The 21,573-nt window shown below is 43.6% G+C and carries 23 protein-coding genes, 1 tRNA gene and 2 riboswitches; of the genes, 18 read left to right on the forward strand and 6 right to left on the reverse strand.

The genetic code is table 11. The annotated features are described in order from the left end of the window. The first annotated feature begins 680 nt into the window (after positions 1-680). The 10 genes from BUC22_RS03640 (at position 681) to BUC22_RS03685 (ending at position 8,136) form a co-directional block, all read left to right on the forward strand. A tRNA-Thr gene (locus tag BUC22_RS03640) sits at positions 681-756 on the forward strand. 208 nt (positions 757-964) lie between these two features. Beyond that, positions 965-1,056, forward strand: a riboswitch (THF riboswitch). Between the two features lie 126 nt (positions 1,057-1,182). After that, positions 1,183-1,938 carry a folate family ECF transporter S component gene (locus BUC22_RS03645; RefSeq protein WP_013381635.1) on the forward strand — a complete coding sequence of 252 codons (756 nt, stop codon included), beginning with the start codon at positions 1,183-1,185 and terminating at the stop codon, positions 1,936-1,938. A 97-nt stretch (positions 1,939-2,035) separates the two neighbouring features. Continuing rightward, positions 2,036-2,128: riboswitch (THF riboswitch) on the forward strand. Positions 2,129-2,236: 108 nt separating this feature from the next. Next, a complete protein-coding gene (gene folE, locus BUC22_RS03650) occupies positions 2,237-2,797 on the forward strand; it encodes a GTP cyclohydrolase I FolE (protein WP_041689911.1) in 561 nt (186 codons plus the stop codon). After that, on the forward strand, positions 2,794-3,279 hold the full coding sequence (locus BUC22_RS03655) for an HD domain-containing protein (protein WP_013381637.1): 486 nt from the start codon (positions 2,794-2,796) through the stop codon (positions 3,277-3,279). Before folE ends, BUC22_RS03655 begins: the two co-directional genes overlap by 4 nt. A gap of 15 nt (positions 3,280-3,294) precedes the next feature. Beyond that, positions 3,295-4,101: a dihydropteroate synthase gene (gene folP, locus BUC22_RS03660; protein WP_013381638.1), complete on the forward strand. Its 807-nt coding sequence runs from the start codon at positions 3,295-3,297 to the stop codon at positions 4,099-4,101. Positions 4,102-4,103: 2 nt separating this feature from the next. Beyond that, the gene (gene folK, locus BUC22_RS03665) at positions 4,104-4,928 is read left to right on the forward strand and encodes a 2-amino-4-hydroxy-6-hydroxymethyldihydropteridine diphosphokinase (RefSeq protein WP_013381639.1); all 825 of its coding nucleotides are present in this window, start codon (positions 4,104-4,106) and stop codon (positions 4,926-4,928) included. 202 nt (positions 4,929-5,130) lie between these two features. After that, on the forward strand, positions 5,131-6,060 hold the full coding sequence (gene fba, locus BUC22_RS03670) for a class II fructose-1,6-bisphosphate aldolase (RefSeq protein ID WP_013381640.1): 930 nt from the start codon (positions 5,131-5,133) through the stop codon (positions 6,058-6,060). Positions 6,061-6,150: 90 nt separating this feature from the next. Beyond that, entirely contained in the window at positions 6,151-7,116 is a 966-nt protein-coding gene (locus tag BUC22_RS03675; protein ID WP_013381641.1) for an RluA family pseudouridine synthase, read from the forward strand. A gap of 1 nt (position 7,117) precedes the next feature. Continuing rightward, positions 7,118-7,660, forward strand: a complete 543-nt coding sequence (locus tag BUC22_RS03680; RefSeq protein ID WP_013381642.1) for a Holliday junction resolvase RecU — start codon at positions 7,118-7,120, stop codon at positions 7,658-7,660. Beyond that, complete coding sequence (locus tag BUC22_RS03685; RefSeq protein ID WP_073382361.1) at positions 7,657-8,136, forward strand: S-ribosylhomocysteine lyase; 480 nt, start codon at positions 7,657-7,659, stop codon at positions 8,134-8,136. Before BUC22_RS03680 ends, BUC22_RS03685 begins: the two co-directional genes overlap by 4 nt. 171 nt (positions 8,137-8,307) lie before the next feature. Here the strand turns inward: BUC22_RS03685 and BUC22_RS22195 are convergent, their stop codons facing one another. After that, positions 8,308-8,661: a hypothetical protein gene (locus BUC22_RS22195; RefSeq protein WP_123876083.1), complete on the reverse strand. Its 354-nt coding sequence runs from the start codon at positions 8,659-8,661 to the stop codon at positions 8,308-8,310. Positions 8,662-9,045: 384 nt separating this feature from the next. Between BUC22_RS22195 and BUC22_RS03695 the strand changes: the two genes are divergently transcribed. From BUC22_RS03695 to hydF, 4 genes are read left to right on the forward strand one after another with little or no spacing between them, the layout of a single operon-like run. After that, positions 9,046-9,300 carry a TM1266 family iron-only hydrogenase system putative regulator gene (locus tag BUC22_RS03695; protein ID WP_013381645.1) on the forward strand — a complete coding sequence of 85 codons (255 nt, stop codon included), beginning with the start codon at positions 9,046-9,048 and terminating at the stop codon, positions 9,298-9,300. A gap of 3 nt (positions 9,301-9,303) precedes the next feature. Then, positions 9,304-10,344, forward strand: coding sequence for a [FeFe] hydrogenase H-cluster radical SAM maturase HydE (gene hydE, locus BUC22_RS03700; RefSeq protein ID WP_073382363.1), 1,041 nt, complete (start codon positions 9,304-9,306; stop codon positions 10,342-10,344). A gap of 22 nt (positions 10,345-10,366) precedes the next feature. Then, complete coding sequence (gene hydG, locus BUC22_RS03705) at positions 10,367-11,785, forward strand: [FeFe] hydrogenase H-cluster radical SAM maturase HydG (RefSeq protein ID WP_013381647.1); 1,419 nt, start codon at positions 10,367-10,369, stop codon at positions 11,783-11,785. Between the two features lie 30 nt (positions 11,786-11,815). Beyond that, the gene (gene hydF / locus BUC22_RS03710; RefSeq protein WP_013381648.1) at positions 11,816-13,009 is read left to right on the forward strand and encodes a [FeFe] hydrogenase H-cluster maturation GTPase HydF; all 1,194 of its coding nucleotides are present in this window, start codon (positions 11,816-11,818) and stop codon (positions 13,007-13,009) included. 44 nt (positions 13,010-13,053) lie between these two features. Here hydF and BUC22_RS03715 read toward each other — a convergent pair whose 3' ends face one another. The 4 genes from BUC22_RS03715 to thyX all read right to left on the reverse strand — a co-directional run bounded on the left by BUC22_RS03715 (position 13,054) and on the right by thyX (position 17,260). After that, complete coding sequence (locus tag BUC22_RS03715) at positions 13,054-13,830, reverse strand: EAL domain-containing protein (protein WP_207663157.1); 777 nt, start codon at positions 13,828-13,830, stop codon at positions 13,054-13,056. Further along, positions 13,797-15,422, reverse strand: a complete 1,626-nt coding sequence (locus BUC22_RS03720) for a GGDEF domain-containing protein (protein WP_073382367.1) — start codon at positions 15,420-15,422, stop codon at positions 13,797-13,799. The genes BUC22_RS03715 and BUC22_RS03720 overlap by 34 nt, the downstream gene beginning before the upstream one ends. A gap of 178 nt (positions 15,423-15,600) precedes the next feature. Further along, positions 15,601-16,449: a hypothetical protein gene (locus tag BUC22_RS03725; protein ID WP_013381650.1), complete on the reverse strand. Its 849-nt coding sequence runs from the start codon at positions 16,447-16,449 to the stop codon at positions 15,601-15,603. A gap of 40 nt (positions 16,450-16,489) precedes the next feature. Next, positions 16,490-17,260 carry an FAD-dependent thymidylate synthase gene (gene thyX, locus BUC22_RS03730; protein ID WP_013381651.1) on the reverse strand — a complete coding sequence of 257 codons (771 nt, stop codon included), beginning with the start codon at positions 17,258-17,260 and terminating at the stop codon, positions 16,490-16,492. Between the two features lie 221 nt (positions 17,261-17,481). Between thyX and BUC22_RS03735 the strand changes: the two genes are divergently transcribed. Together BUC22_RS03735 and BUC22_RS03740 are read left to right on the forward strand one after the other, a co-directional pair. After that, positions 17,482-18,015, forward strand: a complete 534-nt coding sequence (locus tag BUC22_RS03735) for a M48 family metallopeptidase (protein WP_013381652.1) — start codon at positions 17,482-17,484, stop codon at positions 18,013-18,015. A 335-nt stretch (positions 18,016-18,350) separates the two neighbouring features. Beyond that, a complete protein-coding gene (locus tag BUC22_RS03740; protein WP_013381653.1) occupies positions 18,351-18,995 on the forward strand; it encodes a class I SAM-dependent methyltransferase in 645 nt (214 codons plus the stop codon). Between the two features lie 61 nt (positions 18,996-19,056). On the opposite strand, the gene BUC22_RS03745 is transcribed toward BUC22_RS03740, so the two are convergent. Beyond that, complete coding sequence (locus tag BUC22_RS03745; protein WP_143163927.1) at positions 19,057-19,599, reverse strand: TetR/AcrR family transcriptional regulator; 543 nt, start codon at positions 19,597-19,599, stop codon at positions 19,057-19,059. Between the two features lie 217 nt (positions 19,600-19,816). Here BUC22_RS03745 and BUC22_RS03750 point away from each other — a divergent pair, with 217 nt between their 5' ends. Both BUC22_RS03750 and BUC22_RS03755 read left to right on the forward strand, forming a co-directional pair. After that, on the forward strand, positions 19,817-20,008 hold the full coding sequence (locus BUC22_RS03750) for a hypothetical protein (protein WP_013381656.1): 192 nt from the start codon (positions 19,817-19,819) through the stop codon (positions 20,006-20,008). Between the two features lie 144 nt (positions 20,009-20,152). Beyond that, positions 20,153-21,547 carry a sodium-dependent transporter gene (locus BUC22_RS03755; protein WP_013381657.1) on the forward strand — a complete coding sequence of 465 codons (1,395 nt, stop codon included), beginning with the start codon at positions 20,153-20,155 and terminating at the stop codon, positions 21,545-21,547. The last annotated feature ends 26 nt before the right edge of the window (positions 21,548-21,573 follow it).

Below are 21,573 nucleotides of genomic sequence, written 5' to 3' on the forward strand. Positions count from 1 at the left end.
TTATTTTACCACTTTAGCCGTTCTTTATCAATAAAAAGACTGGCATCTCTCCAAAAATATTTATCTACAAGCACCTCAAATACGTTTCAGATAAATAAAATTATTGATTTTTATCCTTTTTGCCTTTATTGGTTTTATAACAAATAAATTTTTGATTTATCCCTTGACTTGCCCGGTCCATTTCGCTATACTATGATTCGATTCTAGTTCAACGGATCTTGATGTTCAATAACGGAGAGGTCTGACCGACCTTCACTTGATATAGCTTTTGTTCAGGGCATAAAACTACATTCAAGTGAAGCGCCGTTTTCTTTCAGCCAGCTTCTGGATTTTTCTTTTTGCTCAAAACTGGCATCTCTTATCTGTAAAACAGCTTTATGAATGCTTTCTAAAAAAAGCGTCATCATTATCTGAAATAAACAACCCAAATTTTATACAATAAACCTTAATCTGGTTCATATCCAAAGACAGAAGCGCAGTGTTTCTTTCCTTTTCCGAGTGTTCAAGCAACTGTAAATAATTCATTTTTAAACTCCTTTTCCATTTTTTCACTTTATTTCTTAAGCATATACCCATGCATTACCGCCAAATTCACTTTTTTAAAAAGCATCGCAGAGATTAAAAATAAAGGATTGCCAAAACATCTTCATTGTGTTATTATATGAGAGCTGAAATCTTAAGCTGAAGTGGCACAGATGGTAGCGCAATTGATTCGTAATCAATAGGTCAGGGGTTCGATTCCCCTCTTCAGCTCCATTAAAAAACAGGGCGGGTTTACCAGACTGGTAGATCCGCTTTTTTTAGTGGTTGTGCTGTTTATTATCCCGACAGGTCTACAATCTTTTTACTGCCTGTCTGAAAGCCTTATAAACAGCCGTCTTCTCTCCATCGTAAATGTTTAAATAATACCCTTAAAAATCATTGCACAATATATAAACCTGTGCTATGATGGGGCTAATCAATACAAAGAGTAGACAAGGTGCGTAAAGTGTTAAAGGATGGGAAGTTGCCTTTAAACGAAAATAGGTCATTGCGGTACCTTGTCGCTTCCGCTTGTACAAATCAACAACCCTGTCCGCAGGGAGCCTGGCTGTCCTACAGATGCAGGCAAGTCTTATCCTCCGGGATACAATAGTTGTAGGCGTGCGGAAGCATTACTTTCAGAAATTGAAGGAGGTTCTCATGAAAAGTAATGCTTTATCCCGTGGCACCACCCGTACGAAACTGGTCGTCAATTGTGGTTTGCTCATTGCCATCAGTATTGTGCTGAAAATTTTATTCGAGATGTATATTCCGCTGGGTGGTTTTCCATCCCTCAGAATCAATCTGACATCTCTCCCAATTATGCTTTCTGGCATTTTATTGGGGCCACTCGCCGGTTTTATCGTTGGCTTTATTTCCGATTTGCTGTGCTTTTTCATTAAGCCCGGCGGTCCATTTTTTCTCGGTTTCACGGTTGCCAGCGGCCTGACAGGGCTGATTCCTGGTCTTTTGTGGATGCTGTTAAGAAAAAAGGAAATTAAGCATCTGGAATGGTTTAATCTTGGTTTTATCGTGTTGTCTGTTGGTGTTTTAGTATTAACCGGATTGTTCAGCTTTGAAAATGGCACAATCTACTATGCCGGTGAACCGCTAAATCCATTTGTTTTAGTGTTATTTATTGCTCTAATGGTCGGCTTTGTGATCTTCCCCATCATCACGGTCAGGCGTTCCGAGGTGCTCGGCGAATATCGAAGCGACTATATTCTGTTCATCGTCAGTGTGACCCAACTGATAACTTCCATTATTTTGAACACCTGGTTTTTAACCATTCTGTATGGTCAGGCAGTATCTGTGCTTTTACCCGCACGGATTATTACCAATATTTTCCTAATACCACTTTACACAATCGCTTTGGTGGGATTACTGAAGGTATTGCCAAAATTTGTAAAAAAATAGGTTTCAGGAGCTGTGTAAAAACAGCTCTTTTTATATTTCTAAATCTTATCATTGAAAACCTATTGCAATAGTGGTAAGATAGACACAATTAATGATAAACAGAGTAGATAAGACGCGTGAAGTGTTAAAGGATGGGAAGTTGCCTTTAAACGAAAATAGGTCATTGCGGTGTCTTATCGCTTCCGCTGTGCCCTACGATGGGGATTGTAGGTTGCGGAAGCACTGCTCTTTTTACCGGGCAGTGCTTTTTGTGTTTATTTTTAATAATCTTATAGCGTTCAATATTGGAGGAATACAAATGAACAAAGAAAAAATTATGGAAGCTGTTACCATGCTGATTGAAGCCATCGGCGAAGATCCCCAGCGTGAGGGCCTTGTAGACACACCCGACCGCATTGCGAGAATGTATGAAGAAATCTTTGCCGGTATCGGGCAGACGGCCGAAGAACACCTGTCAAAATCCTTTACCATTGAGTCCAATGATCTTGTCATTGAGCGGGACATCCCGTTTTATTCCATGTGTGAACATCATTTTCTGCCCTTCTACGGAAAAGCGCATATTGCCTATGTACCAAACGGAAAGGTTGCCGGCCTCTCTAAACTGGTAAGGACTGTGGATGTTTACGCAAGGAAACCCCAGCTTCAGGAAAAGCTGACCTCAGAAATCGGCAGCGCCATCATGGAATATCTGGACGCCCAGGGCGTAATGGTCATCATTGAGGCCGAGCACCTCTGCATGAACATGCGCGGTGTCAAGCGCCCTGGTACAAAAACCGTCACTGCTATGAGCGATGGTATCTTAAAGACAGACGCCAGCCTTAAAAATGATGTCTATAATCTTTTAGGAATAAGAGCATGATCTCAAAACTCAGCCAGACTAACAGACTGTTGAATCTTCCAGAATACCAGGATTATCTACACCGAATCGAGACCCATGAAAGAGATCGCCGTCTCTGCCGCCATAACCTGGCCCACTTTTTGGACGTTGCCAGAATCGCTGCCATCCTTGCAGATGAAGAAGGGCTGAGTCTGAACCGTGATCTCATTTATACTACCGCACTGCTACATGATATCGGACGTTTTATCCAATATGAAAACGGCACACCCCATGAGCAGGCTTCTCACGATCTGGCCACCGGACTTCTCAGACATCTGGATTTTTCACAAGAAGATCAGTCTGTTATTCTGGACGCGATCCTTTCCCACCGCACTGCCGGCAGCCGGGGCTTTAACGCTGTTTTTTATCAGGCTGATAAGAAATCACGGGCCTGTTATGGCTGTGCTGCCCAGGCAGAGTGTAACTGGAACGATGAAAAGAAAAATTCAGAAATCACTTATTAATTTCAAGGAGACAAAATGAAAATTGGCAATAAAGATTTTGATTTAAAGAACCAAGTATATATAATGGGGATTTTAAACGTTACGCCTGATTCTTTTTCAGACGGCGGACGTTTTGATTCTCAGGATGAGGCTCTGCGCCATGCCGAGGAAATGATTGAAGCCGGTGCCGATATAATCGACATTGGCGGTGAATCCACAAGACCTTCCCACACCCCCCTTGGCGAAGAAAATGAATTGAAACGCGTCATTCCTATGATCGAAGTCATCAGGAAACACTTTGACATTCCCATATCAATCGACACTTACAAAGCAAAAGTCGGTGAAGCCGCTATTGAAGCTGGCGCAGACCTCATCAATGACGTCTGGGGCTTTAAACGGGAACCACGTCTGGCTGAAGTAGCGGCAAAGCACCAGGTTCCCTGCTGTCTGATGCACAACCGTACAAATATGGACTACACAGATCTGATGGCTGATATACTCAGTGATCTTCAGGAATCCATCGCCATTGCCCTGGATGCCGGTGTCTCAAAAGATGCCATCATACTGGATCCCGGAATTGGTTTTGCCAAAACCAGCGACGACAATCTGACCGTCATGCACCATCTGGAAACGCTTCAAAAGCTGGGCTATCCTGTACTTCTCGGCACTTCACGAAAGAGCTTTATCGGCAATACCCTTGATCTTCCGGTGGATGAACGTCTGGAAGGAACCATGGCCACCACTGTTGTTGGAGTGATGAAGGGATGCTCCATTATTCGTGTGCACGACGTCCTTGAAAACAGACGCGCTGCTTTGATGACCGCAGCCATCATGAGAGGGTAATCATGGACAAGCTTTATATTAAAGACCTGGAGGTTTTTGCCAACCATGGTGTCTTTGAAGAAGAAAAAAGACTGGGGCAAAAATTCGTTATCTCTGTCACTCTGGATCTGGATATGCATGCCGCCGCAGTAACCGGCGATCTGTCCAAATCTGTAAACTATGGTGAGCTCTGCGCGGAAATCGAAACGGAATTTCAACGGGAAAGCTACGACCTCATCGAAACTGCTGGTGAAAAACTGACAGATTATATTTTAAGCCGCTATAATCAGATAAAGGGCGTAAGCGTTCTGGTAAAAAAGCCATGGGCGCCGATTCATAAACCCCTTGACTACGCTGCCATCGAAATCAACCGAAGCTGGCACCGTGCTTTCATTGCCTTTGGCTCAAACCTCGGTGACCGTGAAAAGAATATTCAAACCGCCATTGATTCGCTATCCGCCCGAAGCGATATCCGCCTGCTTAATCAATCCAGCATCATCGAAACTGAGCCATGGGGATATGCCGAACAGGACACCTTTTTAAATGGCGTGATGGAAATAGAAACCACCCTGTCCCCCGCTGATCTGATGACCCTGCTGCTGGACACTGAAAAACTTCTGAAACGCGAACGCGTGATTCATTGGGGACCGCGCACACTGGATCTCGACATCCTGTTTTATGACAGACTGGTATATGACCACCCGCACATTACCCTTCCACACCCCAGAGTGCAGGACCGGCTTTTTGTCCTGGAGCCCATGGTGGAAATCGCTCCCTGGTACATTCATCCTGTGCTTGGTAAAAGCATGACTGAGCTTGTGGAGCAATTAAAAAAGTCTGAAGTATAGGAATCTTATGCGCTCTTTCAATCCCGCTGCGGACAAAAATGTTCCCGGTAAAAACAGTCCTTTTTTCCTGTTTTTACCGGGATTTTTATTAAAATTTCATTAATTCAAAAGTTTTGTATTGTTAAAATGACCCAACAAGAGTATACTAGTAAGTGAAATAAATCAAACAAATTTAAACGAGCTACGACTCAGGAGGTTTGAAATGGGACTAGTAACTTCTACTGAAATGTTTAAGAAAGCATATGAAGGCAAGTACGCGATAGGCGCTTTTAATGTAAACGATATGGAGATCATCCAGGGGATCGTTGAAGCAGCGCAGGAAGAGCAGGCCCCTTTGATTTTACAGGTATCCGCCGGTGCCCGAAAATACGCCAATCCAGTTTATCTAAAAAAGCTGGTTGAAGCAGCGGTTGAAACCACAGATCTGGATATCTGCCTGCATCTGGACCACGGCGCAGATTTTGAAATCTGTAAATCCTGTGTTGATGGAGGCTTTACCTCTGTCATGATCGACGGCTCTAAATATCCCTTTGAAGAAAATATCGCATTGACTAAAAAAGTAGCCGCCTATGCCCATGATCACGGTGTAGTCGTGGAAGCCGAGCTTGGAAAACTGGCAGGCATTGAAGATGCCGTAAATGTAGGTGACCATGAAGCCTCCTTTACTGATCCGGATGAAGCTGTCGAGTTTGTCGAAAGAACAGGATGTGATTCCTTAGCCATTACCATTGGCACCAGCCACGGTGCTTTTAAATTCAAAGGCACTCCAAAGCTGGATTTTCCAAGACTGGAAAAAATCTCCGGCCTGCTGCCAGGCTACCCGTTGGTACTCCACGGATCTTCCAGTGTTCCCAAAGAATTTGTCGATTTGTGTAACCAGTACGGCGGCGCCATTCCAGGCGCACAGGGTGTCCCAGAAGATATGCTGCGTGAAGCTGCCAAATGGGGCGTCTGCAAGATCAATATCGACACAGATCTGAGACTGGCCATGACTGCCTCTATCCGTAAAGTCTTTGTAGAACAGCCGCAGGTCTTTGACCCAAGAGAGTACCTTGGACCAGGCCGCACCGCCATTAAAGCCATGGTTGCCCATAAGCTGAAGGATGTCCTGGGCTGCGCAGGCAAGCTTTAAACAAAACTAAATATCCATCCGGAATGCGCGGCATTCCGGATTTTTTTATGGTATAATCATTCTATAATCTATAAAAAATAAGGAAGTTTAATGAAACAATATACCATTGATGAAAACTCAGGAAACCAGCGTCTTGACCGATACCTGTCCAAGCTCATGCCCCTGGCGGACAGAAATTTTTTGCAAAAGATGCTGCGCAAAAAAAGAATCAAGCTTAACGGCGTCCGGGCCGAGCCCAAAGACATGATCCATAGCGGTGACACCGTCCAAGTCTATTTTTCCGAAGAAACCATCGCAGGCTTTCAGGAAAAAAAAGTACAGCGGCATTTTGACCTGAAACCGGAAATCAAAAAAATATTTGAACCTCCGGTCTATGAGGATGACCATCTGCTGGTCGTCAACAAGCCCGCCGGCCTTTTAAGCCAGGCAGATTCCTCCGGCAATATTTCATTGATCGACGCGGCGCGGACCTACCTGAAAAAAAATGCGACTGATACTAAAGCTTTTGAAGTCGTCATTTCCAACCGGCTGGACCGCAATACCAGCGGTATTATCCTCATGCCAAAGGACTACCCAACCCTACAGACCGTGAATGCTGCTATCCGGGAGCGTCAGGCTTTAAAAGAATATCATACTATTGTGTTGGGTGTACTAAAAAAGCCCGGTACTCTTACCGGCTTTTTAACCAAGGACACCATTGAAAACAAATCAGCAATCCAGAGTCAGTCTGAGAAAGGAGCCAAGGAGGTCCGTCTGGACTACTGTCCTCTCATGAATAACGGCAAGTTCACACTTCTGGAAATAACCCTTCACACCGGGCGTTCACACCAGATTCGCTCACAGCTTGCCGACTACGGCTTTCCCATCATCGGCGACTACAAGTATGGCGACGCTTCCATCAACCGGCATTTTAGCCAGAAATACGGCTTAAAGCACCATCTGCTGCACAGCCGCCACTATGCCATAAAAGACCTGGAATATGACTTCACAGCCCCTTATCCATTGCTCTTTAAGCAGCTTTTAAAGGAATTAAATCTGGATAGGGAGGCACTTTAATATGGGATACTGGCACAGCCGCGGCCTGCGCGGCAGTTATCTTGAGGAATGCATTAACCAGACTAACAAAATTTATCTTGAGCAGGGGCTGGCCGTTGTCCAAAAACTTCCAACCGCCATTAAGCCCATAGAGCTGGACCCGGGCAAAGGAACTATTAAGCTGGCTTATTTTGAAGAAAAGAGCACCGTCGACTATATGGGCAATGTCCAGGGTATTCCCATCTGTTTTGACGCCAAGGAAACCAACCAGAAACGGCTCCCTATCGCCAATATTCACGAGCATCAGATCGAGTTCATGGACGCCTTTAACCGACAGGAGGGCTTGTCTTTTCTCATCGTTTGGTTTAAACTATTTGATGAACACTACTTATTGCCCTATGAGACTTTAAAGGCTTACTGGGACGCAGCCAAAAAGGATGGCCGCAAGTCCATTCCCTACGCCGCCTTTGATAAAAAATATCAGATTCATTCCTGCGGCAATATTCTGGTACATTATCTTGAGACGCTTAACGTCTATTTAAATGATAAAGGAGAAACATCATGAAAAAAATCGCAAGCTTTACTGTTAACCATATTGATTTATTGCGTGGAATCTATGTTTCACGTAAGGATTACTGCGGAGATGACTGCATCACCACCTTTGATATCCGCATGAAGGAGCCAAACCGCGAGCCGGTTATCAATACCGCCGAGCTTCACACCATCGAACATCTCGGTGCTACTTATCTGCGCAATGACCTTGAACTCAGTGAAAAAATCGTCTATTTTGGGCCCATGGGCTGCCGCACCGGCTATTACCTGCTGATGAAAGGTGACCTGACCTCAAATGACGTGGTGCCTCTGGTAACAGACCTCTTTAAGTTTATGGCTGATTTTGAGGGGGATGTCCCCGGCGCTGCCCCGAGAGACTGCGGTAATTATCTTGATATGAATCTGGGTATGGCAAAGTATGAATCTAAAAAATTTCTTGATGAAGTTTTAATGAATCTGACTGACGACAATCTGATTTACCCCGAATAAACTTATGGTTCTGCGGGCTTCCGACTACATCGGCAGCCCGTTTTTTAGTTGTTCCTTGACAAAAAGAATCTTTGTATTAATTTACTTAGCAAGCTAAATATATTGTTTAAAGTTATATTTCGGGATGGATTAGGCAAATGCAGGAAGATAATTTTTATTATACAGTATTTTTTAATCCCCAACAGGCAAAAGGTTCTGCTGAACCTTGAAACCTCTGAATATTGTGTAACCTATACCCAGTCTATGGTAATTCTTTTTCTTTTTGAGACGCAAAAATTTTATGGTAACAACCAAGGTAACCCACAGAAAAATTCTTGTTCTGGCAATCGTCATCGCCGGCGCTTTTATTATGGGTACAGCTTGACTGGCGGCGCGCCAAACTTTGGAGCGTTGATCATCGGCCAGATTTTTCAGCTCATCGGTGAGGTGGCCAAGGTGCTCGCGAGCAAAAAAATCAAAAAAGTGCCGGTTGTCACCGCCAAAGGAGTATTGGCATGCGTCGTGTGGCGTTTCACTATTATGCATTATATCTTCAAACTGTTTTTCAGTGGCATAGATAAATGAAAATTTTCATTAAAGTGTGCCAAAAAAAGTAAAATTTTGTTCTTAAATTAAAAAATATTGCGACCAACTAAAAACTGTGCTATAGTAAATTCATACTAGCAGATCGGCTGTCCGAGAGGCTTCGTGCCAATCCTAAGCAAGGCTGCCAGTTTTACAAAAGTATCGTGCTGAAGGTAAGGGATTTCCCAAACCGCGAAGGCGGGCAAATAACCACGGGTTGCCAATGTGTTCATTTTTAATGAAATTGGGCAAGCCTTATTTTGTTATGATCGCTCCCTGAGCCTTTTTCGGCACAGGGAGCTTTTGCATTTTGATACTTTTACATTACTAAGAAAGGAAGATGCTATGGAAACACGAATCGCATTAATTGGAATTATTGTTGAAACCCCCGATTCGGTAGAAAGTCTCAACGCCATTTTACATGACTACTCCGAATTTATAATCGGCAGAATGGGCATTCCCTACAAACAACGTAATGTGTCCGTCATCAGTGTCATTGTCGATGCCCCCACGGATGTGATCAGCGCATTATCCGGGAAGCTGGGCATGCTGCCAAATGTTAATGCCAAAACCGTTTATTCAAAATTGCCATCACAGTAAACAATGAAAGAACTAATCTGTAAGCTGGAACAAAATGAGTCGCTAGAAAAGGACGAATGGATTCAACTGATTACCGAACAGACACCGGAGCTCTCGGCCTTTCTCTTTGAGAAGGCCCGTAGCCAGGCTCAAAAATATTATGGCAACCGGATTTACACCCGAGGACTCATTGAATTCTCTAACTACTGTAAAAACGACTGTTACTACTGCGGTATCCGCAGAGGTAATGGCTGTGTAAAACGCTACCGGCTTTCCGAGGATAACATCATGGACTGCTGTGCCACTGGCTACAAACTGGGTTTCAGAACTTTCGTTCTCCAGGGCGGTGAGGACCCCTGGTTTAACGATGATCGGATGTGCCGCATCGTCGGACGTATCCGCCACACCTATCCTGACTGCGCCATTACCCTGTCATTGGGCGAACGCAGCGCCGAATCCTATAAACGTCTTTACGCTGCCGGTGCGAACCGTTATCTTTTAAGGCATGAAACAGCAAATTTTTCACATTATCATACTCTGCATCCCAAAGCGCTTTCTCCCGAAAGACGCCAGAGATGTCTGTATAATCTTAAATCCATCGGCTATCAGGTAGGCACAGGCATGATGGTCGGTTCACCCGGACAGACGGCTGAGCATCTGGCCGAGGATCTTTTATTCATGAAAGCACTGGAACCATCCATGGTGGGCATAGGGCCTTTTATTCCCCAAAAGGATACCCCTTTTGGCAAAAAAAGGGCAGGTACTCTGGAGCAAACCCTTTTCTTAATTGGTCTGATCCGCCTCATGCTGCCAAATGCCCTGATACCGGCAACTACTGCCCTGGGAACCATTGACCCCAGCGGCCGTGAAAAAGGTGTGCTGGCAGGTGCCAATGTGGTCATGCCAAATCTGTCACCCCTTACAGTACGAAAAAAATATGCCTTGTATGACAACAAAATCTGTACCAGAGACGAGGCGGCCGAGTGCCGTTCCTGCCTTCAGAAGCGTATGCGCCGGATCGGCTATAATCTGGCTGTAGACCGCGGTGACGCGGTCAAAAAATAAGTTTAGCTAAGGAAGTATCAAAATGTACAATAAGGAATCATCAACCGCAACTGAATTCATCAACCACGAAGAAATTTTAGAAACTCTTGAATACGCAGAGGCCAACAAAAATAACAGAGAGCTCATCGACAGCCTCATTGAGCGCGCAAAAGACTGCAAAGGCCTGACCCATCGGGAAGCCGCTGTGCTGCTGGAATGTGAGCTTGAGGATGAAAATGAAAAAATGTATTCCCTCGCCAAGAAAATTAAACAGAAATTTTATGGCAACCGGATCGTCATGTTTGCCCCGCTCTACCTGTCAAACTACTGTATCAATGGCTGTGTCTATTGCCCTTATCACCGTCAGAACAAGCATATCCGGCGAAAAAAACTGACCCAGGAAGAAATACGCGATGAGGTAATTGCCCTCCAGGATATGGGACATAAGCGTCTGGCTCTGGAAACCGGCGAAGATCCAGCCAACAATCCCATTGAGTACGTGCTGGAGAGCATCAAGACTATTTACGGCATCAAACATAAAAACGGCGCCATCCGCCGTGTCAATGTCAACATTGCTGCCACCACAGTAGAAAACTATAAAAAGCTTAAAGATGCCGGTATTGGCACTTATATTTTATTCCAGGAAACCTACCATAAAGAAAACTATGAAAAACTGCACCCTACAGGGCCAAAGCATGACTACGCTTACCATACTGAAGCCATGGACCGCGCCATGGATGGCGGTATTGATGATGTGGGCATCGGCGTTCTATTCGGGCTCAATATGTACCGTTACGACTTCATAGGGCTTTTAATGCACGCCGAACACCTGGAAACCGCAAAGGGCGTCGGGCCGCACACCATCTCTGTACCGCGTATCCGCTCTGCGGACGATATTAACCCCGATTCCTTCTCCGATGCCATCTCTGATGAAATCTTCCAGAAAATCGTCGCGGTTCTCCGCATTGCTGTGCCTTACACAGGGATGATCATCTCAACCCGGGAATCCCAGAAAACCCGTGAAAAGGTTCTGGATCTGGGTATTTCCCAAATCAGCGGAGGCTCCAGCACCTCTGTCGGCGGCTATGTCGAGCCCGAAAAGAAAGAGGATAACTCTGCCCAGTTTGATGTCAGTGATACTCGTACCCTTGATGAAGTAGTCAACTGGCTGTTACAACTTGGCTATATTCCAAGCTTCTGCACGGCCTGTTACCGCGAGGGACGTACTGGCGACCGGTTTATGAGTCTGGTAAAGGCTGGACAGATTGCCAACTGCTGTCAGCCCAACGCACTGATCACACTGAAAGAATACCTTGAGGACTACGCCAGCCCCGATACCAAAGCCAAAGGGGACTTTGTCATTAACGAGGAATTAAAGGACATTCCAAAGGATAAAGTGCGAAATATCGCCATTGAAAACCTCAAGGCTATCTCCCAGGGCCAGCGGGATTTCCGCTTCTGATTGTTTGGCAGACATTAAAAAGGAGTATTTATGAGTTTAACATCTACCCCTCGTTCGAACCGGCTCCATATTGGGATTTACGGAAAACGCAACAGCGGCAAATCCTCATTGATCAATGCTTTGACCGGTCAGAAAATCGCACTGGTATCAGACGTGGCCGGCACCACCGCCGACCCTGTTTACAAATATATGGAAATCCATGGCATCGGGCCCTGTATGTTTATCGACACTGCCGGATTTGATGACATCGGTGAGCTTGGCGAAATGCGTGTTGGACAGACCCGCAAGGCCATGGATAAAACCGATATTGCCCTTATAGTCTGGGGCGATACCCATACTGAAGAAGAATACAACTGGATTGATGCCTTTAAAAAACGAAATACACCCGTTATCCCCATCATCAATAAATCCGATATTCTGACAGATATTGAGCTGTTGGCCTCTGAAATCAAAGCCCGGCTTGGAGTGCCTCCTTTGATTGTCAGCGCAAAAACAAAAGAGGGCATGGACCGTATACGAGAAGCATTAATCCGATCCCTACCCAAAGACCACGAGGCTGAGAGTATTACCGGTAACCTTTGCGCAGACGGCGATCTGGTCATGCTGGTCATGCCACAGGATACTCAGGCGCCTAAGGGACGGCTTATCCTGCCGCAGGTACAGACTATCCGCGAACTTTTGGATAAAAAGTGTATTGTCCACAGCGCTACTGCTGATCGTTTTGACGAAGCCCTTGCTTGCCTGGCTTCCCCACCAAGGCTCATCATCACCGATTCCCAGGTCTTTAAAACCATCTATGATAAAAAACCTCCTGAAAGCAAGCTCACTTCCTTTTCGGTATTGTTTGCTGCCTATAAGGGAGACCTGGATTACTTTGTTGCAGGTGCCAGAGCTCTTGACTGTTTGACAGAAAGCTCCCGGATTCTCATTGCAGAGGCCTGTACCCATGCGCCTCTTGAGGAGGACATCGGCCGCGAAAAAATCCCGAGTATGCTCAGAAAGCGTGTCGGAAAGGGGCTGGGCGTAGACATCGTAGCCGGTAATGATTTTCCTCAGGACCTGACGCCTTATAACCTGGTGATTCACTGCGGCGGTTGCATGTTTAACCGCAAGCATGTGCTCTCCAGAGTCGAACAAGCCCGGAGCCAGGGCGTGCCAATGTGTAACTACGGCGTTACCATTGCGCATCTGTCCGGCATTCTGGATAAAATCGATTTAGCATAAAATAAAGGAGGCACCGCGAAATGCGATGCCCCCTTTATTTTTGCTTAGCTTTTCTTTTTAACCAGTTCCCAAAAATCATTTTCTTCAAGAGGCTTGGAATAGTAATATCCCTGTACATAATCTGCCCCACAGCGAATCATCCAGTTCAGGTCTTCTTTTGTTTCAACCCTCTCTGCGACGACCTTTACCTCTTTAATCTTGATCATCTCGACCATTTTTTGAACAAACTCAAACTGTTCCTGATTCTGCTGTACCTGCTGCACTAGACGATGGTCCAGCTTAACAAAAGCAAAAGGAACCTGAGAAAAATATGAAATACTGACTTCACCTGATCCAAAATTGTCCAAAACAATGCGAATTCCGGCTGCGTGCATCTGGTTCAGGACATCAATGGCCGCCGGGAAAGACTGCAAGAGCAGGGCTTCTGTGATTTCCACACAAATCCGGTCTGGCGTAATACCAGATTCACGGATAATATTCAACGTTTTCTTCCCATAATTCTGATCTACCAGCTGCTGCACCGACAGATTCACCGTAATATTTTCAATACTCGTTTTCTGGTCAGACAAAAACTTCATGGTTTGGCAGGCTTTTGTCAATACCAGTTCTCCGACCTCTGTTACAAGATTATTCTTTTCGGCCACCCGTATAGCCTCATAAGGTGGAATGTACTGTCCATTTTCATCCTGAAGCCGCATCAGGGCTTCAGCCGTTGTATAGCATTTCTTCTTGTAGTCATAAACCGGCTGATACCAGACATCAAAATCCTGAAGCTCGATTTGTCTGTTTAACAGTTCAAGAATTTTACTTTCACGTTCCACATCGTTAAGCACTGTCTGATTATAAATGACGACCCCTTCCTCGCTGTATTTTTTGCAAATCTCAGTGTCTGCCAGAGCTTCCTCACCAATTCACTGGCATTGTCACCATGTTCAGGATAACGGCAGACACCAACCTTATATTTAAGCTGAAAGCTTGCCGCACCAACGGTTATCTCTGAGTCCATCAACTTTTGCAGTTCCAGCTGAATTCCATCATCGCAATCCTGCATAGCATTTATTCCCATAAACCGGTCACCGTAGACGTGATATATCTGCTCACCAAAAATCTTTTGAAGTCCACTGCTGATGCTTAAAAGAATCTTATTTCCAGTTTCAATTGAGAAAATACGGTTGTACTTTCCAAAATTTGCCACATCGAGCATATAGACTGTAAAAGGTTCGCCTTTTCGAATAAAACGAAGAATATCCTGGTAACCTTTTGAAAAATTTGCTAAGTTCAAATGAAAGTCTATGAAAGCAGACTTTTCAAGTTTTTTACAATAGCTTAACAGAGTATCGGACAAGGCATTTAAGTCATCATCGTTATAATGGCCAAAGTCAATCTCTTCCTCACCCTCAGACCTGCGCTGACATCGTTCCTTCATTTCAAGAACCGGGCGCTTCATCCGGCTGTAAAAATAATAAAGAACGAAACCAAAAATACTCATCAAGATAATGGTCAAAATAATTTGATAGGCCGAATATTTCAAAATCGTCTGAAAGATCACCCGACTGCTTACAGAGGTCATAAGTGCCATAGGGTACTGTGCGTCCCTGGCCACAAATCCCATCATCTTTTGCCCATCCGAATTAACATAGGTGAAAGATTCATACGTGTTTTCGGTTTCAATCATTCCTTCCAGAAGTCCAGAGCAATTGACCACCTCTTCATTAGCATCACTGAGACTGAGATCCCCTTTTGTTGCCACTGGCATCCAGCTGTTGCTGTCAAACAGGATCGTGCTCCGCCCATTTTCGTTATCGGGCAGACTGATAAAATCATTATCATAATACAAGCTAATACAGCCAAGATACTCGCTGCCTGCAGACCAGACCGGAGCGCATACCTCTACCACCGCTTCATCTTTATACGTGGTAAAGTCTACCCGATATGGAGTGTCTTTAAAATAATCCGGCGAATTATTCATTGCACTGTTATCCAGCTCATCAATGATCTGAAGCGCAGTATTTTTAAGATAAATCTGATTATCTTTTCCCAAAATACGCATACCAACATAATTCGGCATCAGCTTTACAGCCTCTTCGACCACATAGATTGCTTCTTTTTCGTTACCATCACCATCAGCGATACCATCCCCACCTTCCAGCAGTGTAATAATACTGGTGCTGGTGCTGAGATAAAGGGTTTCATCACCCAGATGATCAATAGTGTCTGCAAGCATCGCTTCTGCGGTTTCTGTTTGGTGCCTGAGGTTATTTTGATAGGTATCCAAGTTGAAAAAATACGTTAAAATCATGGATCCAACCAGCATCGCTGCAAACACCAAAATTAAGATTCGCAGAAGTGTATAATAAAAAAGGTTGTTTTTCTCCTCTTTTGGGGAGCTTTTCTGTAAAATTTGACGCTTCATTTTATATCCTTAAAACCTTCTACTTTGGGGGTATGGTTTATTATACCATACGGATATATCTCTGTCTACCATAGAGAACGGTATAAAATATTTTCATTCAACAAAATTTGCATATTAAAGGCTTTTCAAACACAAAAAAACATTCCGGAAAAATTACCGGAATGTTTAAGATTTTTTGTCAGATGTCTTTTTTCTTGCTTTTTTTATCATCCTTGGCGCCATCAGAACGGCCAAGCATTTTATCAAAAAGACGTTCCAGGATATCTTTCTTTTTGCCTTTACCTTCAAACTCCTTGGTACGTCGATTTATTTTATTGGCCATCCCCTTGGCAATCTGAATTGTTTCAGAATTTTCATTGGGCATCAAAGCGTTCCATTCTCTAAAAAGTTTACCATTGACCGTCATGGCTTCATAGTTGATGGCCAGCACTCGGTAAACATGTTGTCCATTGTCATGCTCCTTTACCTTCGCTCTGGCACGGTTCCAGGAATGGTAACGGCCCATCATGTAGGCCTGATCCACACCGATAATGGAACAATAGGGTTTATTGGTCGCTCTCAAGCGGAAAGAGTTTGGCGCAATTAGCACAAATACTATCGCTGTGACCGCAAAGAACATTCCGAAGGCTACAGCCAGCATTTTACTTTCTTCACCCAACATAAAAAACAGGATAACAGATAAAACAACAATAATCGCCAGCAGAATAAAAAATTTCTTTTTACTGGCCTTTTTCTGGATTGCATTGAGCTCGCCAATAAAGCTTTCATATAAAGCATCATCATATTCCCAACAGATTTTTTCTTCGTCGCTTTTCATAAAGCTTTCAAACGCTTTGTAGCGCTTGAAATAAAACAGAGCGAAGAGAATACCGCCGGCGATCAGGATAATTCCAAAATAATTGCAATAGAACTGGTATGGACCGATATCCGCCACCATGCCAGGTACAAAGACCACCAGGATGCCCAAAATAGATGCGACCAGTGATAAAATAATGTTCAGCTTTAATGGATTTTGAATGTCATTCATACTTTTTCCAACCTTTTTTAATTTTTATGCACACCTGTCCTTATAAAGCTTTAAAGGTTTCTCGAACTTCATTGATCTTGCCACAGCTCATTACGCCTTCAGGACAAGGGCCTTCCACACAGCGTGGACCGGCATTTTTAAATAAGATCGGTGCAACCTTGCGGCATTCTACCAGCATGGCAATGGCACATGCGCGGATTTCCCACTGGGCGCGCATGCAGCAACGCTGATTAAAAAAATGCAGCAGCTCACGGACATTCATAGTGACCACAATTTTTGTTTCACAGGCATTTGGCAGTACAAAACGGGCATCCTCGATCCCCTGCTTTTCTGCCATATTTGCAGCCTGCTTTTCAGATTTTCCTTCTGCCATTAATTCGTGCTTATGCTTTTCGATGAGCTTTTCAGCAATCACGTCATAGGAATGCTGGGCGTTTTCCATGGCGCGGATATACTCCTCCTTCGCCTCTGGAATATTGGCGATTTCATAAGGTACAATGTAATTAAACTGACCCTCCGTAACATAACGCTGAGATTTCTGGCTAAAGCTCGCCATCCGGTGTCGTACCAGTTGGTGAGTCAGAGCACGGCTTACACCTTCAATCGCAAAAGTAAAACTGGCATGTTCAATAGGAGAAGCGTGCCCCATATCCATCAGGCGGTTTAAAAATTTATCTACATTTTCCGGGGTCAGATCCTCCATAATTTCCGCAGCACCAGCGTGGGAATAACAGAGTTTAGCAGCAGCAGCCACAAGCTTTTCTGGTTCGGGGGTATGCTCGATTAACGTAACACTGAGTTTGGTTTCCATTGTTTTCTCTCCTTTGTTATGAGCGTAATGATTTTGTCCTAAACAGACAATGTTATTATTATACCATTTATAAGAGTTCCCGCAAATCGAAATATGAATATAAATTTCATAAGTTAAGATAAATTTTTATATCCACAAATTATTCCCTTTTCCCGCCAACTATTTATTAACCCCAGGCTGCTGAAAACGTGTATAATTAAAAAAGATTTGGAGGTAGCATCATGTTTAAAGGACAAAAAATTACGCCGGAACACAATAAAGTATACCGCTACGAAACCGGCGAACGACATAAATACCTGGGGCATTTCTATACCCTCTCTGTCATGCAGACAACTGCAGAACCCAGTGTACGTATACAGGGCGAAAATATGATCATGGAGGTCAACGATCCGGGTAACCGCAAGCAAAAAGAGCTGGCCTTGGATATGTGGTACCGTGAACAGGCCCGAGAGGTTTTTGTTCCCATTCTGGCCGAAGCCATCGTAAAGGCGGCAAAATACTGCCTCCAGATGCCGCAGCTCAGAATCTACCGTATGTTGGACCGCTGGGGTTCCTGTTCTCCTAAAAGCAAAATTTTGATCTTGAATCTGGAGCTCATCAAAGTTCCTGTTCCCTGTATTGAGTATATTGCACTGCATGAGATGATTCATTTTAAATATCCCAGCCATGACTTTGGTTTTAACTCTGCCCTCGGCAACCTGATGCCGGATTGGAAGCAGCGTGAAGATTTTTTGAATACCTATTATCCAATTTAAGAAGACCGCGAAGGCGGTCTTCTTTATTGCTTAAGATTTTTTTAAGATTTATTAAAACTCACTTCATTTTGACTGCTTTGGCACTTTATCGTATCATTTCAAATTATTCCAATAAATGCAATTTTTGGCATTCGTTTTGAAAGAATTATTTTTAAATTAAATTCCATTTTAAATGCTCAAAAGACTTCTAATAAAAGCATTTTTGCAAGTTTTTTATCTTTCGTTTCATTCACTTTATGTATACAGTATTTTTAAATCAAAGTGAATTTTAAGGTTTATTTTTGATTTGAAAAGTGCTACACTGTAGGCACAGGAAGCCGAAAGGAAGTATTATTATGAGTATCAAGGAAAAATCAGAAAAAAAATCTGTTATCAGTAGAGATGTTTTAGCGGCAATGTTTAACACCAGTGAGTTTAAACAATATTCCCATGACTGTCGTCAGGAAGTTGTGGAGTCCCTCGAAGGGCACGAATTTAAAACGTTGCTCGACCTTGACTGCGGAGGCGGAAAAATGCTTGAACAGCTTTTTGAAACATTTCCAGACATGGAAGCCTGCGGTTTTGACTATTCTCTGGATCGTCTGAATGGCGCTAAAGAACGCCTGGAAGGCAAAAACGTATCTTTCAAATTTGGGAACGCACAGTGTCTCCCTTATGAAGATAATCAGTTCGACGTTGTGGTCAGCACTTCAACCTTTCATCACTATCCCTACCCAGATAATGTTTTGAAGGAAGTACACCGCGTACTTAAGCCAAAGGGAATTCTGGTTATCTGCGACACCTATCTTGGCGCTACACTGCGCTATCTCAACAATTTCTGTAAGCCAATCAATGAGGTTACAGAAATCCGCATGTATTCTGAAAAAGAAATCTGGCAAATGCTTGGCGGAGCTGGATTTAATGGCATCACCTGGCGCCGTCTCAATAAACACGCTTACCTGGCTAAAGCTGTTGCTTCCGGAATTCCACTCATTGCTTAAACAGATTTTATTTAATCCTGAGTTAACATATCCCCCCTTCGGTTTTTCCGAAGGGGCTTTTTTATTCGATCATTCCCTTTATCCCACGTGAAATAAAACGGCTGATTATCCGAGCCGTCTCCTCGGCATTCAAAGGAATACCACGTATAATCTTTTCCATCCCCCCTTCCACGACCGCACCGACGATACAGGCATCCACAACGGATAAGGTGACATTGTTTGTAATTGAATGGGAACTTCTGAAAAGTCCTTCTTTCAAAATCACCTTGTATTTGGTAATGAACGCTCCATTCTGATTTCCCTGGGACAGACTCCGAATGGTTTCAGCATGTTCCACCAAAAACTGTATACATCTCAAAACCTGTGGATAAGGATCATCGATAATATTGTCAATGCTATTTTCTCCAATAACCTGTATGCAGTGGTCCATCAAGTCATTTTCAACCTGCTCCTGGACATCGTAAATATCCAGAAAGTGCGCATAAAAGGTTCCCCGACTCACATCTGCAAGTGTCAGAATATCCTTAACTGTTATTTTTCGAATATCCTGGTTGATAATGAGCTGAATAAAAGCATTCTTAATTGCCTCTTTAGATTTTCGCACATCTCGTCTTTCCCCGACCATACTTTTCCCTTTCTAAATAATGTAAATAATTCTGGGATAATTAATTCAAATTCATACATTTTTTTAAATTTTATTTAACTTCATACAAAGCATCCAAACTTTATACATTGTGTATAGATTCAAATAAAAGTATAATATTGTTGTCATAAAAATTCAAGAAAAACTGATCAAAATATTATGAAAGGCGGATAAAATAATGTCAAGTTTAAAAAAAGAAATTAAGAATATTATTCAATCTGGAAAAAACATCGGAAATGCCTATAAGGAAACCGGGATCGCTGTTGGTGAAAGTTATGCAAAGGCTGGAATAAAAGCAGCGGAAATTTTCAAAAATCTTTATGATTCTGAAAGCGAAGAAGCTGAAGTCAAACATCCCACAAAAAAATAGAACACTTTATTTCTTAGGACAGGAGGAAGATTCCTGTCCTTTTTATGTACTTTTTTCCATCCATTGACCCTATTAAGGTTTTCTGATATAATTCAAAAGTTGGACTTATTTAAAAAGAAAACTTTTGCAAAGGAGGTATGTAATATGCAAAAAAGAGAAACCTTCTCATCCCGCCTGGGCTTTCTGCTGATTTCGGCAGGTTGTGCCATCGGTTTGGGAAATGTCTGGCGCTTTCCATATATTGTTGGAAAATACGGCGGCGCTGCTTTTGTTTTACTGTATTTATTGTTTTTAATTATCATGGGCCTGCCGATCATGGTCATGGAGTTTTCTGTCGGTCGTGCCAGTCAGAAAAGTATTGCCCGTTCCTTTGACGAATTAGAACCTAAAGGGACAAAATGGCATCTATACAGCTTTTTCGGTATCGCAGGAAATTACCTGCTGATGATGTTTTATACCACCATCGCCGGCTGGCTGCTGCTTTACTTCTTTAAAATGGCCAAGGGGGATTTTGTCGGCTTAAATGCCGATGGTGTTTCCGCAGAATTCGGGAACCTGATGGGACAGCCTGTCCTGATGACTGTTTTTATGGTCATCGTAGTATTGATCTGTATGGGGGTTTGTTCCCGCGGGCTTCAAAACGGAGTCGAGAAGATCACAAAGGTTATGATGATTTGTCTGCTGGCAGTCATGATTATTCTGGTCGGACGCGCGATCACACTGGAAGGTGCTGCGGAAGGTCTGAAATTTTATTTAATGCCGGATTTCAATAACCTGATGTATGATTCTCAGGGAAACATGATTTTAGGCGAGGCGATCTTCGCGGCCATGGGCCAGGCGTTTTTTACCCTGTCGCTTGGAATCGGCGCACTGGCGATATTTGGAAGCTATATCGGAAAAGACCACACACTTGGCGGCGAAGCTCTTCGTGTCACACTGCTTGATACTGCTGTTGCTATTATGTCTGGGTTAATTATTTTTCCAGCCTGTTTTGCTTTCAACGTCGCGCCTAACGAAGGGCCTGCCCTTATTTTTGTGACACTTCCCAACATTTTTAACGAAATGCCCATGGGACAGGTCTGGGGCGCTCTTTTCTTTGTGTTCATGAGCTTTGCTGCGCTGTCAACGGTTATTGCTGTGTTTGAAAACATTATTTCATTTGCCATTGACCGCTGGGGCTTCAGCCGAAAAAAATCTGTCCTGATTAATCTGGCTGCCATAATTCTTTTATCCATGCCTTGTATTCTCGGTTTTAATGTGCTTTCAGACTTTCAGCCACTGGGCTCAGGCACTGGTATTCTCGACCTTGAAGATTTTATCGTCAGCAATAACCTGCTGCCGCTCGGCTCTCTTATTTATCTGCTGTTCTGTGTATCTAAAAAAGGCTGGGGCTGGGATGCTTTTATTAAAGAGGCCAATACTGGCAACGGCTTAAAATTTCCAAAAGGTATCCGTTTTTATGTAACCTGGATTTTACCTTTTGTGATTCTCTTTATCTTTATTATGGGCTACTTAAATAAATTTGGCATCGGGCTGTAAAAAAACAAGGCCACTCTTTATCACGA

It is taken from the genome of Eubacterium callanderi (assembly GCF_900142645.1).
Lineage (GTDB): Bacteria > Bacillota > Clostridia > Eubacteriales > Eubacteriaceae > Eubacterium > Eubacterium callanderi.